The sequence below is a fragment of the Ruegeria sp. YKSF131 genome, from assembly GCF_059612645.1.
On the sequence record NZ_JBXWQZ010000001.1, the window covers coordinates 87,247 to 103,405 of the forward strand.

Annotated in this window: 15 protein-coding genes; 2 read left to right on the forward strand and 13 right to left on the reverse strand. The window is 60.6% G+C overall.

The window, feature by feature from the left end:
• Position 1: 1 nt before the first annotated feature.
• Entirely contained in the window at positions 2 to 460 is a 459-nt protein-coding gene (locus AC2FLZ_RS00430) for an Lrp/AsnC family transcriptional regulator (RefSeq protein ID WP_209504239.1), read from the reverse strand.
• Complete coding sequence (locus AC2FLZ_RS00435; protein ID WP_480476554.1) at positions 457 to 912, reverse strand: Lrp/AsnC family transcriptional regulator; 456 nt, start codon at positions 910 to 912, stop codon at positions 457 to 459. Before AC2FLZ_RS00435 ends, AC2FLZ_RS00430 begins: the two co-directional genes overlap by 4 nt.
• A gap of 131 nt (positions 913 to 1,043) precedes the next feature.
• Here AC2FLZ_RS00435 and ilvC point away from each other — a divergent pair, with 131 nt between their 5' ends.
• Complete coding sequence (gene ilvC, locus AC2FLZ_RS00440; RefSeq protein ID WP_480476552.1) at positions 1,044 to 2,066, forward strand: ketol-acid reductoisomerase; 1,023 nt, start codon at positions 1,044 to 1,046, stop codon at positions 2,064 to 2,066.
• A gap of 46 nt (positions 2,067 to 2,112) precedes the next feature.
• Here ilvC and AC2FLZ_RS00445 read toward each other — a convergent pair whose 3' ends face one another.
• Both AC2FLZ_RS00445 and AC2FLZ_RS00450 read right to left on the reverse strand, forming a co-directional pair.
• On the reverse strand, positions 2,113 to 2,568 hold the full coding sequence (locus AC2FLZ_RS00445) for an SRPBCC domain-containing protein (RefSeq protein ID WP_496881590.1): 456 nt from the start codon (positions 2,566 to 2,568) through the stop codon (positions 2,113 to 2,115).
• Positions 2,565 to 2,876 (reverse strand): ArsR/SmtB family transcription factor, encoded by a 312-nt coding sequence (locus AC2FLZ_RS00450; protein WP_480476548.1) that lies wholly within the window; start codon positions 2,874 to 2,876, stop codon positions 2,565 to 2,567. Before AC2FLZ_RS00450 ends, AC2FLZ_RS00445 begins: the two co-directional genes overlap by 4 nt.
• 78 nt (positions 2,877 to 2,954) lie before the next feature.
• On the opposite strand from AC2FLZ_RS00450, the gene AC2FLZ_RS00455 reads away from it, so the two are divergent.
• Positions 2,955 to 3,857 carry a DMT family transporter gene (locus AC2FLZ_RS00455; protein ID WP_480554694.1) on the forward strand — a complete coding sequence of 301 codons (903 nt, stop codon included), beginning with the start codon at positions 2,955 to 2,957 and terminating at the stop codon, positions 3,855 to 3,857.
• Here the strand turns inward: AC2FLZ_RS00455 and glmM are convergent.
• The 9 genes from glmM to AC2FLZ_RS00500 all read right to left on the reverse strand — a co-directional run bounded on the left by glmM (position 3,854) and on the right by AC2FLZ_RS00500 (position 16,126).
• Positions 3,854 to 5,197 carry a phosphoglucosamine mutase gene (glmM, locus tag AC2FLZ_RS00460; protein WP_480554693.1) on the reverse strand — a complete coding sequence of 448 codons (1,344 nt, stop codon included), beginning with the start codon at positions 5,195 to 5,197 and terminating at the stop codon, positions 3,854 to 3,856. The two genes, AC2FLZ_RS00455 and glmM, sit on opposite strands and share 4 nt — an antisense overlap.
• A gap of 33 nt (positions 5,198 to 5,230) precedes the next feature.
• Positions 5,231 to 6,229 carry a dihydropteroate synthase gene (gene folP, locus AC2FLZ_RS00465; RefSeq protein WP_496881591.1) on the reverse strand — a complete coding sequence of 333 codons (999 nt, stop codon included), beginning with the start codon at positions 6,227 to 6,229 and terminating at the stop codon, positions 5,231 to 5,233.
• Entirely contained in the window at positions 6,226 to 7,146 is a 921-nt protein-coding gene (locus tag AC2FLZ_RS00470) for a dihydroneopterin aldolase (RefSeq protein WP_480476542.1), read from the reverse strand. The genes folP and AC2FLZ_RS00470 overlap by 4 nt, the downstream gene beginning before the upstream one ends.
• A gap of 100 nt (positions 7,147 to 7,246) precedes the next feature.
• The gene (locus tag AC2FLZ_RS00475; protein ID WP_480554688.1) at positions 7,247 to 8,620 is read right to left on the reverse strand and encodes a multicopper oxidase family protein; all 1,374 of its coding nucleotides are present in this window, start codon (positions 8,618 to 8,620) and stop codon (positions 7,247 to 7,249) included.
• Between the two features lie 73 nt (positions 8,621 to 8,693).
• Positions 8,694 to 9,335, reverse strand: a complete 642-nt coding sequence (locus AC2FLZ_RS00480) for a cell wall hydrolase (RefSeq protein WP_480476538.1) — start codon at positions 9,333 to 9,335, stop codon at positions 8,694 to 8,696.
• A 187-nt stretch (positions 9,336 to 9,522) separates the two neighbouring features.
• A complete protein-coding gene (locus tag AC2FLZ_RS00485; protein ID WP_496881612.1) occupies positions 9,523 to 12,063 on the reverse strand; it encodes a putative PEP-binding protein in 2,541 nt (846 codons plus the stop codon).
• 89 nt (positions 12,064 to 12,152) lie between these two features.
• Positions 12,153 to 14,372, reverse strand: a complete 2,220-nt coding sequence (gene glyS, locus AC2FLZ_RS00490; RefSeq protein WP_496881592.1) for a glycine--tRNA ligase subunit beta — start codon at positions 14,370 to 14,372, stop codon at positions 12,153 to 12,155.
• A 9-nt stretch (positions 14,373 to 14,381) separates the two neighbouring features.
• Positions 14,382 to 15,629, reverse strand: coding sequence for a sodium/glutamate symporter (gene gltS / locus AC2FLZ_RS00495; protein WP_480604170.1), 1,248 nt, complete (start codon positions 15,627 to 15,629; stop codon positions 14,382 to 14,384).
• Positions 15,605 to 16,126: a DUF6446 family protein gene (locus AC2FLZ_RS00500; protein ID WP_480554683.1), complete on the reverse strand. Its 522-nt coding sequence runs from the start codon at positions 16,124 to 16,126 to the stop codon at positions 15,605 to 15,607. The genes gltS and AC2FLZ_RS00500 overlap by 25 nt, the downstream gene beginning before the upstream one ends.
• Between the last annotated feature and the right edge of the window lie 33 nt (positions 16,127 to 16,159).

Sequence of the window (16,159 nt, forward strand, 5' to 3'; positions counted from 1 at the left end):
GTCACCCAATCGGTCCCGGCAGCCGTTCCTCGCTCAGCAGAACATTCGCTTCGACATCGCCTGCGCCGGGCAGCGTCATGATCCGGCGCCGCAACACGCGTTCGAAATCGGACAGGTCCCGCGCCACGACGCGCAAACGGTAGTCGTACAGACCCAGAACATGCTCGACAGTCTGAACTTCAGGGATGGCGCTGACGGCGCGTTCGAAATCCTCAAGGCTGATCTGGCCCTTGCGCGCCAGCTTGACCCCCAGAAACACGGTCACGCCAAAGCCGAGCGCCTCGGCATTCAGGCGCAACCTTCGGCCCTTGATGATCCCGGCGTCCTCCAACCTGCGGATACGCCGCCAGGTGGCGGGTTGAGACAGATTGAACCTCCGACCCAGGGCACCCGCGCTTTGGGTGGCGTCCTGTTGCAGCGCACGCAGCAGACGGCGGTCAATCTCGTCCAACTCGATCATACCGGCAACACCTCGTCCCGCTTGACTCGCGCGATATGCATCAGCGCTTCGATATCGGCGATATGCGGCAGGGTCAGGATCCGGTCCCGATAAAGCTGCTGATAGTGCTTCATATCCCGCGCTATGACCGACAGGCGGACATCCACCCGGCCCAGAAAGGTCTGGATTTCGATCACCTCGGCCACGTTGCGGGCCTCTTCCATAAACTCGTCAAAGGCGCGGGCCTGTGTCTTGTCCAAGGTGATCCGAAGCGACACTTCGACAGCATAGCCCATTGCGGCCCAGTCGATCACCGCCTCCTGCCCTTCGATGATCCCGGCCGCCTGCATCTTTTCCAGCCTGCGCCAACAGACGCCAGCGCTGATCCGGCACAGATCGGCAAGTTCCGCGGTGGTCAGGCTTGGGTTGGCCTGAAAATGGCGCAAAATGCGCCGGTCGATATCGTCAAGCATGATTTTTTCGGTATTTCCCGTTTCCAAGAATTATTCTTCATCTTTTTCACAAATACTCAAGCCCAACCCTATCGCCAATCGGACGCCCGGCAGGTAGAACCGCCCCAACCAAACCAGAAAGGACCGGCAAAATGCGCGTCTATTACGATCGCGATTGCGACATCAACCTGATCAAAGACAAGAAAGTGGCTATCCTGGGCTATGGCAGCCAGGGTCACGCCCACGCGCTGAACCTGCGCGACTCGGGCGCCAAGAACCTGGTCATCGCCCTGCGCGAAGGCTCGCCCTCGGCCAAGAAAGCCGAAGCAGAAGGTCTGGAAGTGATGGGCATTGCCGAAGCGGCTGCCTGGTGCGACGTCATCATGTTCACCATGCCCGACGAATTGCAGGCCGAAACCTACAAGAAATACGTTCATGACAACATCAAGCCGGGCGCGGCCATCGCCTTTGCCCACGGCCTGAACGTCCATTTCGGCCTGATCGAGCCGAAGGACGGCGTTGACGTCATCATGATGGCCCCCAAAGGCCCCGGTCACACCGTGCGTGGCGAATACACCAAAGGCGGCGGCGTGCCCTGCCTGGTCGCGGTTCACAACGATGCAACCGGCAAGGCGCTGGAAATCGGCCTGTCCTACTGCTCGGCCATCGGTGGCGGCCGTTCGGGCATCATCGAGACCAACTTCCGCGAAGAATGTGAAACCGACCTGTTCGGCGAACAGGCCGTTCTGTGCGGTGGTCTGGTCGAACTGATCCGCTGCGGCTTTGAAACTCTGGTCGAGGCCGGTTACGCACCCGAGATGGCCTATTTCGAATGTCTGCACGAAGTGAAGCTGATCGTTGACCTGATCTATGAAGGCGGCATCGCCAACATGGATTACTCGATCTCGAACACGGCCGAGTATGGCCAGTATGTCACCGGTCCGCGCATCCTGAAATACGACGAGACCAAAGCCCGCATGAAAGCGGTTCTGGACGACATCCAGCAGGGCAAATTCGTCCGTGACTTCATGCTGGAAAACGCCGTTGGCCAGCCGACCATCAAAGCGTCGCGCCGCGCCAATGACGAGCATATGATCGAAGAGACCGGCGCCAAGCTGCGCGGCATGATGCCGTGGATCTCGGCCGGCAAGATGGTCGACAAAGAAAAGAACTAAACCTGACCGATGTCAGGCAAAGGGCGGCCCAAGCGGTCGCCCTTTTTCATTTTAAGACCGCTTTGGCAAAGCATTCGCCCAGCACGAAATCCCATCCCGTATCGTAGCCGCCGCGCTTTTCGGGCGCTTCCCCTGCCCAGACGTCCCAGCCGGAATGCATCAGGGTGACTTTGGCCTGTCCCGAACCGCAATCCTCAAAACGCACATCGACGCGCGTTGGAGACACCCTGCTGGTGCCCGGATGCCAGGTGAATGCCACGGATTGGCCGGGATCAATTGCCAGCACCTGACCCCAGTCGGCACGGGTTCCGTCGAACATGACCTCATAGACCGCGCCACCGATCCGGGGTTCAATAACCACGTCCCTTGCCGGTTGCGCCTGCGATGCGGAAACCGCGTGGCTGTCCAGCGGCCACCATGTCCCGATGCGGTTGACGAAGATGTCGAAAGCGCGCGCAGCAGAGGCACTTACGACAATTGTCTTGACTATCGGGTCTGTCATGGCCTCTCTCCCGCTCTGTTCACCTCATCTGCAAAGCTGTTCATCACGTCGCTCCAGTAACGGTCGAGCCATCTGCGCAGCTCTGCCAGCCCCTCGGGGCGCACCGCATAGATCCGGCGCGTCCCTTTCGCGTGGCATGTCACCAGCCCAGCATCAGACAGCACCTTGAGATGTTGTGAGACGGCCGGTCGGCTTACCGGCAGCTTTGACGCAAGTTCGCCCACTGCCTGAGGCTGGCTGGCAACGGCTTCGAACACCTGCCTGCGGGTCGCATCGCCCAAAGCTGAAAATGTCATATCGTAAGTCATTGCTTACGGTAAGCAGAAACTAACATAAAGTCAAGATCGACCCGTGACACCGGCGCGCACGCGGGATAAGGGGATGGAATGGTTGAACAACCCACGAAACAGGACTGGAGCGGCGTTTTCACGCTGGGGCTTATTTGGGGCGGCACATTCATGGTCGTCGCGATGGCTTTGGAAGGCTATGGCCCGATTACCGTGGCGACATCGCGCACCACTTTGGGTGCGATGACATTGCTTGTCCTGATGCGGATCACCGGGCGCCGTATGCCGGTTTTGACACCCGCGCTGACAACATCAATCCTGCTGATTGGCGTGTTGTCGACTGCGGTGCCTTTCATGCTGCTCAGCTGGGGGCAGCAATATGTACCCTCGGCCTTTGCAGGGCTGTCCATGGCCGCAATTCCGCTGATGGTGCTGCCGCTGGCGCATTTCTTTTCCGATGAGCCGCTGAACCTGCGTCGGTTTCTGGGCGTATGCCTTGGGTTTTCCGGCGCATTGGTCCTGATCGGACCCGGTCTGGCAAAGCTGGGTCAAGGGACCGAGCCGCTGGCGCAGCTGGCCTGTATCTCTGCCGCCCTCTGCTATGCCTCGACATCGATTCTGACACGACGCTGCCCGCCGGTCGAGCCGCTGGCGCTGGCCGCGCTGACCCTGCTGGTCGGCGCTGTTCTGCTGGTGCCCATCATGCTGCTGGTCGAAGGTGTCCCTACTTGGCAGGGCAACCGCCCATCGCTGGCCCTGATTGTCCTTGGGCTGATCCCCACAGCTTTCGCCAATTTGCTGCGGGTTTCGATCACCCGCAGCGCCGGATCGGTGTTTTTGACGCTGGTGAATTATCAGGTGCCGATCTGGTCGATGGTGTTCGGGGCCTGGATCCTGTCCGAGGCCCTGCCCCTGCGGTTCTACGTCGCCCTGGCCCTGATCTTGACGGGCATGGCCATCAGCCAATGGTTCAGCCTGCGCAGGGTTCTGTTCGGGCGCTAGCCTGCGGCGGCTTCGACCTCGGCCACGATACTGTCGACGACCTGTACCAGCAGCGCGTCATCCTCGCATTCGGCCATAACGCGGATCAGCGGCTCGGTGCCGGATTTGCGGATCAGCAACCGGCCCTGCCCGTTCAGCCGCGCCTCGGCATCGGCAATGGCAGCTTTAACGCTTTGAACTTCAAGCGGAGTTTGACCGTTGGCATAGCGGACGTTCTTCAACAGCTGCGGCACGGTTTCGAACTGCTTGGACAGGTCCGAGGCTTTGCGACCAGACAGAACCATCTCGGCCAGGAAATGCAGGCCGGCCATCAGGCCGTCACCGGTGGTGGCATAATCGCTCATCACGATATGACCGGATTGTTCACCGCCCAGGTTGAAGCCGCCTTCGCGCATGCGCTCGACCACATAGCGGTCGCCGACAGCCGTGCGTTCCAGTCGCATGCCGTGTGACGAGAGGTGCCGTTCGAGCCCCAGATTGGACATCACCGTGGCCACAAGGGCATCGCCTTTCAACTGCCCGGATTTTTTCCAGGCCGTCGCTAGCAGCGCCATAAGCTGATCGCCATCGGCGATCTGACCGGTCTCGTCGACGATAACAACCCGATCCGCGTCGCCGTCCAGACAGACACCAACGTCAGCGCCATGCGCCACGACGGTTTCGGCGGCCAGTTGCGGCTTGGTCGATCCGCAGTTGAGGTTGATGTTCTTCCCATTGGGCGAAATCCCGATCGGGATCACGTCTGCACCCAGTTCCCAAAGAACCTCGGGCGCGGTGCGGTGGGCGGCGCCATTGGCACAGTCGATCACCACCTTGAGACCATCCAGACGCACATCGCGCGGCAGCGAGGATTTTACACGCTCGCCATATCTGAACCGGGCGTCATCAACACGACGCGCCCGTCCGATATTCTGGGCCTGAGCAGGCCGGACACCTTCGTCGATCAGCTTTTCGATGTCGATCTCGGCCTGATCGGACAGTTTATAACCGTCGGGGCCAAAGAACTTGATGCCGTTGTCCTCTGCCGGGTTGTGGCTGGCCGAGATCATGACACCCAGATCGGCCCGCATCGACCGCGTCATCAGGCCCACCGCAGGCGTCGGAACCGGTCCTAACAACAGCACATTCATTCCCGTTGACGTCAGACCGGCGGTCAGCGCGTTTTCCAGCATATAGCCGGACAGGCGTGTGTCCTTGCCGATGACGACCCGGTGCACACCGGTCGCATCACGCCGGAAATAGCGCCCCACCGCAGCCCCGATGCGCAACGCCATTTCCGCCGTCATCGGATGCGTGTTGGCCGTGCCCCGCACCCCGTCGGTTCCGAACAGCTTGCGCATTGGTGTCACTCCGTGATTTTCCGTGAGACCGGATTACCGGACAGCGGCCCATAGACGCAAGGCCTGAGCGGTCTCGGCGACGTCGTGAACGCGAATGATCTGCACGCCCTGAGACAATCCGGCCAAAGCCACAGCAATTGAACCCGGCGCGCGGGCAGTCTTGTCAGGCTCCCGTCCAATTGTTCCGATAAAGCCCTTGCGGGACACGCCCAGCAGGATCGGGCAGCCAAGCCCGTGAAACAGGCTGAGATTGCGCAGCAAGGTCAGGTTGTGATCCTCGGTCTTGCCGAAACCGATACCTGGATCGACGATGATCAGGTCGCGCCGAAGCCCCAAGTTTTCCAGCAGAGCGATCTGGGTTTCGAGGAAGTCATAAACATCCAGCAACACGTTGTCGTAGCTGGGGTTTTCCTGCATCGTGGCTGGATCACCCTGCATATGCATGACGCAGACCGGTGTGCCCTTGTCGGCGCAAAACGGTGCCAATTCGGGATCGAAAGTGAACCCCGAGACATCGTTGACCAGCCCCGCGCCCGCCGCACACGCCGCTTTGGCGACGCTGGCTTTGCGGGTGTCGATTGAAATCAGGGCATCCGTTTGTGCGCGAATCGGCTCGATCACCGGGCGGGTGCGGGCAATTTCCTGATCTGCCGGAATGAAATCCGCGCCCGGGCGCGTTGATTCCCCGCCAATATCCAGAATGGTGGCCCCATGCGCCACCATCCTTGCAGCGGTATCGCGGGCGGCCTCGACGGAACTGTGAACACCCCCGTCCGAGAAACTGTCAGGCGTGGTGTTGAGAATGCCCATGATGTGCGGCACCTGCATATCCAGCCCGGCGATGGGTGCGCGCGGGCGGGTCAACCGCTCCAGCGCCCCACCGGGAATATCCGATGCTGCCATGATCTGCGGTGCGGTATCGCGCCCAAGCGCTTCGACATGTGTAAACCACAGGGGCTGACCGGCCAAAGAATACGCGCCAGCGGGCCGGGTCTGGCCGTGCTGAACCAGCGGTCTGAAATAGATGCTCACAATTCGGCCTGATCCACGGCCACAGCCCGCAGGGGGGTTTTGGGCGTTTTCGGCAATTCGCCGCCGATGACCATCATTTCGCTGGCTTCAAAGGTCGCCGCAAACCATGCAGCCAAAGCCACGGCGTCGGAGGGCGCGGCGGACGGACCATCCACCGCGTCCAGCACGATCTTGGACGGGGCCCAGACACAGATCTGGCCGTTCTTCATGGCCCAGTCCAGTTCCGTCCGGGTTGAAACCACCTTGCAGCGGTGATCGCGCGCGGCCAGAACCCACGCGTTCTGCTCGATCGCCAGCAGGTCAATCCGGCGCTGTGTCATTGCGTGGCCGGTTTGCGGCGCAGCCAGGTCTGACGCCCCCACACACAGGATCAGCGGGCGCTGTCGGTTCTGCAACTGGTCGATCCACCCGGTCAGATTGTCCGACGCGATAGCGTCATTCGACAAGTAGACCAGACGGGGATGCGGGCGATCTTCCTCGGTCACGTCGTGATGAACCGAGTCTTTCCCCCGCACGATCTCGACCCCGAGAGCGCCTGGGCCGCGATCCAGTTTTTCGATGCGAACAAAGACCCTTACAGCCTGTGGTTCATGCAAGATACGTTCGGCTACACGCTCGGCCAGGGTTTCAAGCAGGTTCAGACGCTCGGCCGCGAGTTCATAGGCAATGGATTCCGTCACCCGGTCATAAGACAGGATGCGATCCACATCGTCGTCAATCGGGTCGGTCAGAGGCCGGACTTCGACCACGATATTGAAACAGATCCGCTGGGTTGTTCCCCGCTCGGCCTGAAACGCACCGATTTCAACCTCGACAATATGGTCGCGCAGGGAAATGCGGTCCAGCGGCCCTCGGGGCGAGGTCGCCTCGGACCGTTCGGTCGGGTGCGCAAATGCCAGTCGGATTTCAGAACTCATGGGTCCGGCCTTTTCGGCTTGTTGCAGGGCTTGCCCTCTATAGGCGTTGCAAGGGCCTATAACATTCAAACAAACGCCATTCCAACCGCCGAATGCGGCGTCAGGTAACGCGAAACCAGCTCATCATACCCGAAGCGGCATGTCCCAGCATATGGCAATGCAACAGCCAGTCCCCCGGATTATCCGCGACCAGAGCGATCTGGCGGGTTTGTCCGCGATCAACCAAAACAGTATCGCGCCACGGGCCAAGCGATCCGTCCGGCTGGATCAGTCGGAAGTGGTGACCGTGCAAATGCATGGCATGTGGAAAGACTGTTTCATTGACGAACTCGATCCTGTGAAGACCCCCGGTCCGGGCATCCAGAAACGGGTCGGACGGGCGTTCCGCATAACCGTTCAGGGCCCAGAACCGGCCCAACTGCGCCAGTTCCTGGCCTGGCAATTCTGTGTCCCCGATCCGGGCGCTATCCAGCCAGCGCATCGCCCCGCCTTGCAGGGACATCCGGTGCAATGGTGCGGATGAGACATCCTCGATGACTGGCAAAGGGTTGGGCGGCAACGCTGACACGCCTTGTCGCGGCGCAGGTGCGAGAGGTTCGTCAACATCAAACCGAACGATGCCAAAGGCACCATCGCGCTCAACACTCACCAGACTTGCCGTATCGCCCGCAGCCACGACATCCACAACAAGATCGATGCGTTGTGCGGGGGCGATTGGGAAAGCCCCAGACAATGGGATCGGCTTTTCCAGTGGCATACCGTCAAGAGCGACGATCCAACCAGACAACCCGTCAAGATTCAGGTCAAAAATCCGCGCGTTGGAGGCGTTGATCAGGCGTAGCCGGAGACGGTCGTTCTGTCGCGCCTCAACGCGCGGGTCAAGGGATCCGTTGACAGTGATGATATTCCCCAGCCGACCAGCATGGCTGAGATCATGGCCATTGTCGAAATCATCCGTGATCTGAGCGGTTTCCGGATCAAGCCGCCAGTCGTCCAGCATCAATACCAGATCCTGATCCACATCAGGGGCAGCAGTTTCTTCGACGATCAGCGGCCCGTAAAGCCCGCGCGCAACCTGTTCCATCGACTGGTTATGCGCATGGTACCAATAAGTCCCTGCGTCTGGAACGACGAAGGAGTAATCAAAGCTTGCGCCCGTCTCGACTGCGTCCTGCGTCAGGCCGGGCACGCCGTCCATGGCGTTTTCGATGCGAATTCCGTGCCAATGGACCGACGTGGCTTGCGGAAGCTGGTTCATCAGGGTGCGCTGGATGCGGTCGCCCTGCCTGACACGCAGTTCAACGCCCGGGACAGACCCGTCATATGTCCAGACTTCCGTTTCAGGATAACTTGCTGGCGCGATCGGGTGTTTGGCTACACGCGCATTAAGCGGTGCAAAACCCGCGCTGGCCACACGCGGCATCAGCAATGCTGCGGCGGCGGATTGCAAAAGGTGTCTGCGGTTTAAAATCATCACGGGCCTCCTGGCCCGCAATATAGGGTGCAACCTGCCCCACGCCAGCAAGCTTCCAGCGCGGGTGCGTCAATCAGTTGCTCGCTGTCCGGTAGTTGTGACGGTAAAAAACATGCACGCCGATTTTCGCGGTCTGTTTATAGACCCGCGACCAGGACGGGCGCACCGACGTCGTGTGATAGTGTGTTGCCCCTTCGGTCAACTCATCCGCCACGCCATCAATGGCTGCCCGCGCGACTTTCGCCACACGCTCATACGCCTTTTTCTCGTGGATGACTTCCTTGCGGCCATCGCAGGTATACGTGAACTGGCACTGGTATTTCTTGCCGGTCCCCTGATGGATCACCCCGCACAGGGAATCCGGGAAACGGCTGCTTTTGACCCGGTTCAGGATCACCTCGGCAACCGCGAACTGGCCGCGCACGCTTTCGCCGCGCGCCTCGAAGTACAGGGCTTCGGACAGGCATTTCCAGTTTTCACCACCGGAGGCCTTTGGTTGCTGGTCAAGCCAGTCTTTGGAGAAGGACACTTCGACAGGTTCAGCCGCCTTGCGGGGCTGGAACAGCTTGAAATAGTCCCGAAAACTTTGCGCTGGCAGCTCGCTGCGGGCGACAAGTTCTTGTTTTGCAGTATCAGTCGCTTCCTTCTCAGCGAAGGATGCACTCGGCAGAACGGTTGCCGCCACTGCGGCAACAGCCAATATGTAACGTAGCATCAGATAACCTCGCACAGGCACATCACGCGCCTTACCCTCCCCCGGCGGGCGCGACGAGGCTGATACCCCAGACTGACGCAAAGGTCCAGTATCTTGAAAAAAGCAAGTGGAAAATCGCCCGTAGCGAAAATATTTTTCGCCTACGAGTGACCGTATAACCCACTATTCCTTGGGGTTCGGCGCGGTGTCAACCCCCAAGTCTGGAGGAAATCGCCAGTTGAGCGGCAGCCAGCCGAGCGACCGGAACCCGGAACGGTGAGCATGACACATAGTCGAACCCAAGATCGCGGCAAATGGCGATTGATTCGGGGTTCCCGCCGTGTTCGCCACAGACCGAAAGGGTCACATCCGGCTTCGCGGCACGCCCGCGTTCCGCCCCGAGTTTCAGCAGCTCGCCCACCCCGTCCGGATCAAGGACATGGAACGGATCTTCGGTAAAGACCCCCTGCCGCACGTAAGCGGACATGAAACGACCGGCATCGTCGCGGGACAGGCCGTAGGTCATCTGCGTCAGGTCGTTCGTTCCAAAACTCATGAAAGCAGTCTGTGGCGCGATCTCTTCCGCGCGCAGACAGGCGCGTGGCGTTTCGACCATGACGCCCAGCCGATATTCGAACTTCTGCCCGCGTTCCGATTCAACGGCGGCGGCGACCGAGTCGATGCGGGATTTGACCAGTTCAACCTCGCGCTTGGCGGATACCAGCGGGATCATCACTTCGGGCACCACCGGAGCACCGTTTTTTCGGGCGTCAAGCGTGGCTTCAAAAATCGCGCGCGCCTGCATGTCGTAGATCTCGGGTACGGTGACACCCAGACGAACGCCGCGCAGGCCCAGCATGGGGTTGTATTCGGTCATCGCCTCAACCCGGCGTTCGACGTCGGACACGGGCAGGTCCAGCGCCTCGGCCAACTCCCGTTGCCCGGTGCGCGTTGTCGGCAGAAATTCATGCAAGGGTGGATCGAACAGGCGGATGCAGACAGGCTGACCTTCCATGATCCTGAACAGCTGAACGAAATCCTCGCGCTGCATCGGAAGCAGGCGTTCCAGCACCGCCGCCCTGCCCGCCGAGGTTTGCGCAAAGATCATTTCGCGCATCACGATCAGACGGCCGGGGTCAAAGAACATGTGTTCGGTCCGGCACAGACCGATCCCCTGGGCCTGAAAGTTCCGGGCCGTCTGCGCATCAGCCGGTGTGTCGGCATTGGCGCGGATTTCGATGTCACGCTCGGCATCGGCCCAGCCCATCAGTGTCTGGAAACAGTCATCCAACGCGGCCTCGAGCATGGCGGGCTGACCGGCCAGCACCTGACCCGAGCTGCCATCAATGGTGACAATATCGCCGGTTTTGAATACCCGGCCATCCGGTGCGGTCAGCATCTTGTCTTTCGTCTGAAACCGCATTTCCGAGGCCCCGACGATACAGGGCAGACCCAATCCGCGCCCGATCACGGCCGCGTGGCTGGTCATGCCGCCTTTTTCCGTCAGAACCGCAACGGCGGCGTGCATCCCGCGCACATCCTCGGGCGAGGTTTCCCGGCGCACCAGAACACATGCCTCGCCACGGGCGGCACTGGCCTGTGCTTCGGCCGAAGTAAACACGATCTTGCCGGTCGAGGCACCGGGGCTGGCACCAATGGCCGTGGTCAGCACATCGCGTTGCGCATCGGGGTGGACCTGACGGTGCAGTAGTTCGTTCAGCGCGTGCGGGTCGACACGCATCACCGCCTCTTGCGGCGGTATGATACCGTCTTCGGCAAGACGTACGGCAATGCGCATGGCCGCGCGGGCCGATCGCTGCACCCGGACACCATCGAGAATATGCACGGTGCCGTCCTGAATGACGAATTCGACCTGCATCTCTTCGCGCAGTTTCTCGCGCATCAGCGCGGCCTGAGCCTTGACCTCGGCGAAAGCATCTGGTGCGACCTCTTCCAGCGAGGGGCCGCGCGGGTCTTTTTCCAGAAACAGGGCTGCCACATCTTCACCCAGCGCATCGCGCCCCTGACTCTGGCTTAGATAGCGGCCGGTGATTTGTGGCATTCCGGTTGTGGAATCAACCAGTTGCAGAACGCCAGATCCGCATTCGCCTTTCCCGACGCCGGGGATCATCTCTTGGATGACCAACCCAAGCCCGGCATCTGCGGGTGCCCCCTTGGCCTGCCGCAGCAAGCGCGCGGACGTCCCGTCCCATGCACGCGCCATCGAGCGCAGAACACCGATCAGCTGTTCGCCCCTGTCCTGCGGAAAGACCTCGTCGGTTTCATCCTCGTAGGCGCGCAGCGAGTGGCGCAACCCCTCGCGGCCATCAGCTTCGATGTCATCGAACACATCCGCATCCAGCCGTGCCACGTGGATCGCATAGCTTTGAACGAACCGCAGATACAGAGCTGCGGCGGCCTCGGCGCCCATGGTGTCGGACAGGTCGACATAGCGCGCGTCGTTCATTCCGATATTGAGAACCGCGCCGGGGCCGCCCCAATCGGGGTCTTCGGAACTGGGTCGGACGCATAGCAAAGAGGTCGGCTCGAACTGTTCGAGGATCGCCGCAATATCCGGGATCGCCCCTTCTGCAATCTGGTGAACGGCATCAAATGACAGCGCAACGGTTCGGGGCACCGGCAGGTCCAGCCGGACCAGACGTTGCAGACATTTGGCCCGCCCGCCATGTGTATGGGCGGTGACAGGCGCGTCGGATGTAATGAGCGTTGTATTCGGATTATTCTGCACTGCAGCACCTTTTGGTTTGTCTGCAGCATAGGCGCTTGCGCCCTTCACGCAAGTGCGTTGTGGGCGCGCCTGCCAGTGCGCCCAGTCGTTTACCCTTCGATCCGGGTCAGATCGGCCACGCTGGAGCAGATCTGCCGGATCTGGCTGAGAAGGTTCAGCCGGTTGCGGCGAACAATGTCATTGTCGGTGTTGACCTGCACATCCTCAAAGAACGCATCCACCGGCCCGCGCAGCCCGGCCATGGCGGCCATGGCCGTGGGGAAATCTTCTGATTTCAGCGCGGGCTCGATTTGCGCCTGTGCTGCATCCAAAGCGGCAAACAATGCCTTTTCGCTGTCGGTTTCGGCGAATTTCACATCCGCACCGTAGGAATATTCCACCCCGTCCTTTTCTTCGGCCTGGGTCAGGATGTTGTTGGCGCGCTTGAAGCCCTGCACGAGGTTCTCGCCATCCTCGGTCGCGATCACCGCGTTCAGCGCGCGGGCGCGTTTGACCAGCAGATTGAGGTCATCATTGCCGTCCATCGCGATACAGGCATCGATGACGTCGTGACGGATGCCTTCGTCGCGGAGGAAGACCTTGAGGCGGTCGTGGAAGAAGGAAAGGAGATCGTCGGATGCGTCGGGGATCTTCTTTTCAAGGCTCAGGAAATCAGCGCCCGACACTTCGCCCAGCCTTTCCTTGACAGTCTGGAAGGCTGCGCCAAACACGCCGTGATCTGCGATTTCATCCAAAAGTTCGTCAACGTTTTCCGCCGCCAGCGCCTCGTTTGCAGCGCTTTCAGCACGCAGCAGCTGTCTGTCGAAAAACTGATCCAGATGCAGACGCAGGTCATTGTCGAGCACCAACCGGATAACCCCCAGCGCCGCACGGCGCAGGGCAAACGGGTCTTTCGAGCCAGTAGGCTTTTCATCAATCGCCCAGAACCCGGTCAGTGTATCCAGCTTGTCGGCCAATGCGACGGTCACCGACAGCGGAGCAGTGGGGACATCATCCGACGGCCCCAAAGGCGAGTAGTGCTCTTGCGCGACGGCGGCCACGGCGACATCTTCACCCGCCGCTTCGATGTAATACCGCCCCATAAGGCCCTGAAGTTCGGGGAATTCGTAGACCATTTCCGAGCTGAGGTCGGCCTTGGCCAGGCGCGCGGCTTTTTCGGCCTGATCGGCATCGGCTCCGGTCACAGGCGCCAGTTCGCGAGCCAGCGCGGCGATACGACCGATCCGGTCGGCCTGCGTTCCCAGTTTGTTGTGGAACGTGACGTTTCCCAGCGCGCGGGTCCATTGTGCAATGTCCGATTTGGCGATGCGCAGGTCGTTTTCCCAAAAGAACTTGGCATCTGCCAGACGGGCCGACAGCACTTTCTGATTGCCCGCTAGAATGGTCGCGCCATTGTCCGCGGTTTCGCGGTTCGCAACAGTGACGAACCGTTCAATCCGGCCCGTTTTGGGATTACGGACCGAGAAGAACTTTTGGTGTTCTTTCATCGAGGTTTGCAGCACCTCGGGCGGCAGGTCGAGGAATTCGTCGTCGATCCGCCCCATCAGGACAACCGGCCATTCGACCAGCCCGGCGACCTCGGCCAGCAGGCCCTTGTCTTCGACCAGTTCAAGACCGGCGGCAAAGGCCATGTTCTGGGCGTCGTTCCAGATGTGCCGGGCGCGTTCCTCGGGGGACAGGACGACAAAAGCCCGCTTCAGCTTGGCCGCGTAATCGTCGAAAGACGTGACCGAAAAGCGGTTGGGCGCCATAAAGCGGTGGCCTGCTGTGGTGTCGCCGGACGAAATGCCGTCGACATCCATTGGAACCACCTGCGCCCCGGCCTCATCCGTCAGAATGCACAGGATCGAATGCAGCGGACGCACCCAGCGCAAGCTGCCACTGCCCCAGCGCATGGACTTCGGCCAAGGGAAATTGCGGATGGTGGTTTCGAGCACTTCGGCAATGATCTCTGCCGCGGGGCGACCCGCCCTTTCGATGGTGGCGAAATAGATGGCCCCCTTGGGCGTTTTGCGTTCTTCCAGCTGATCACGGGTCAGGCCCGCGCCGCGCAGGAACCCTTCGATTGCCTTGTCGGGTGCGCCGACCTTTGGGCCCTTGCGTTCTTCCCGGATGGTGGGGCTTTTCGCCAGCAGCCCCTCGACCGCCAGCGTCAGGCGGCGGGGCGTGGTCAGGGCGGCTGCGCTTGCATAGGTCAGACCGGCCTCGACCAGACCATCGGTAATCCGCTTTTTCAGATCCTCGCCGGCACGGGCTTGCATCCGTGCGGGGATCTCTTCGGAGAACAGTTCGATCAGCAGGTCGGGCATTGTCGGTCCTTAGAAATTGACGATCGTCTGAATGACGATGGCATTGGCGATATCCACAAAAAAGGCGGATACAAGGGGCAGCACGATAAAGGCAATAGGCGATGGGCCATATCGCTTGGTCACGGCTGTCATATTTGCGATAGCGGTGGGTGTGGCCCCCAACGCAAAGCCGCCAAACCCGGCGGCCAGTACAGCAGCGCGATAGTTGGACCCCATGACCGGGAACAGCACCCAGAGGACGAAGAGCACCGCGAACACCGTCTGCGCTGTCATGATCACTGCAATGGCCATGCCCAGCTGCGCGATGGTCCAGAGTTGCAAGCTCATCAGCGACATTGCAAGAAACGCGCCCAGCGCAAATTCCGAAATCAGCGCCAGCGACGGTGTGCGCGACACTTTCGGAGCGCCGGGAAACAGCGCGTCCCGCAGATTGGCGATCACGATGCCCATGATCAGGCAGGGCACGAACAGCGGCAGCTTCAGCCCGGCGGCGGCAATTGATTCATTCAGCGCATACCCCGAGATGATCGCCAGGTTCAGGTGCAGCAGGACGCGCATGACGGTCAGATGATCGATGCTTGCGGAGTGCCCGTCATGCTCATCCGGCAATCCGACGCTGGGTTCTTCGTCAGGGCGGTCAGGCGTCAGGCCGCGCCGTTCGACCAACAGGCGCGCAATCGGTCCGCCAACCAGCGCAGCAAGGACCAATCCAAGGGTGGCGACTGCCACACCCAGTTCGGTCGCGCCGTCAAGGCCCGTTGCCTGCGCCACATCCGGCGCCCATGCAATTGCCGTTCCGTGCCCACCGATCAGGGCAGCCGATCCGAACAACACACCGGCCTGTGCTGGATAGCCGAAGATCGCCGCCCCAGCCGCGCCGATCACATTCTGAAAGACAATCGTCGCCAGAGTAAGAATCAAAAGCAAGATTAACGGCTTACCACCCGCAATGAGGTCAGACAGGCGGGCGTTCAGGCCGATCCCGGCAAAAAACAGGACCAGCAGGAAATCGCGGGCTGTCAGGCCAAAGGACAGTTCGATCCCGAATACCAGATAGAGCATCAGAACCACCAGCGAGGCCAGCAGGCCTCCTGTTACGGGTTCGGGGATGTTGAAATTGCGCAGGGTTGTCACACGTGCGTTGATCTCGGCCCCGATCAGATAGACCGCAAACCCCAGAGTGGCCGTCAGGAAATCGGGGATTTCTATGACATGGCCCACGATCTGCTCCTTCAGTTTTCCGGGCGCGGCGGGCATTCCTCGCCCACGACGGTACCGTCATAGGCTTTTTCACCACAATTGTTCAACGCGTGCCAGACATAGCCCTTGCCATCCGCGGTGATCGCCACAATCCGGTCGACGCCGAAATGGATGTTCTTCACCCCCATGAACGCCCGCGCCTGCCCGGATTCAAGCGCATCCGCCAAAGACACCGCATCGTAGCATTCAAACCATCCCGGTGCGGTCAGGGGTTCGGAGTTTTCGACAGGCACGTATCCAGCCATCTGGTCCGGCGACAATTCGGTTTCGAAGCAGGCACGATACCGGATCGGCGAACTGTCGGCGTCGATTGCCTGAAACCCGGAATAGGCGATGGGCTCGGGCACACCGCCCGAATCCGTAATCAGGGCAACGTCCTGCCCCGGTTGCGGTTCGACCTCATAATAATAGCCGTAGACCTGTAGATAATACATGCCGACGCCTGCCACGATGGCCGACAGCAGCAGAAGAATTGTCAGCAGTTTTCCCGTCATCTTTCAGGCCGCCTCTTTCAAGTTCTTGTAAAA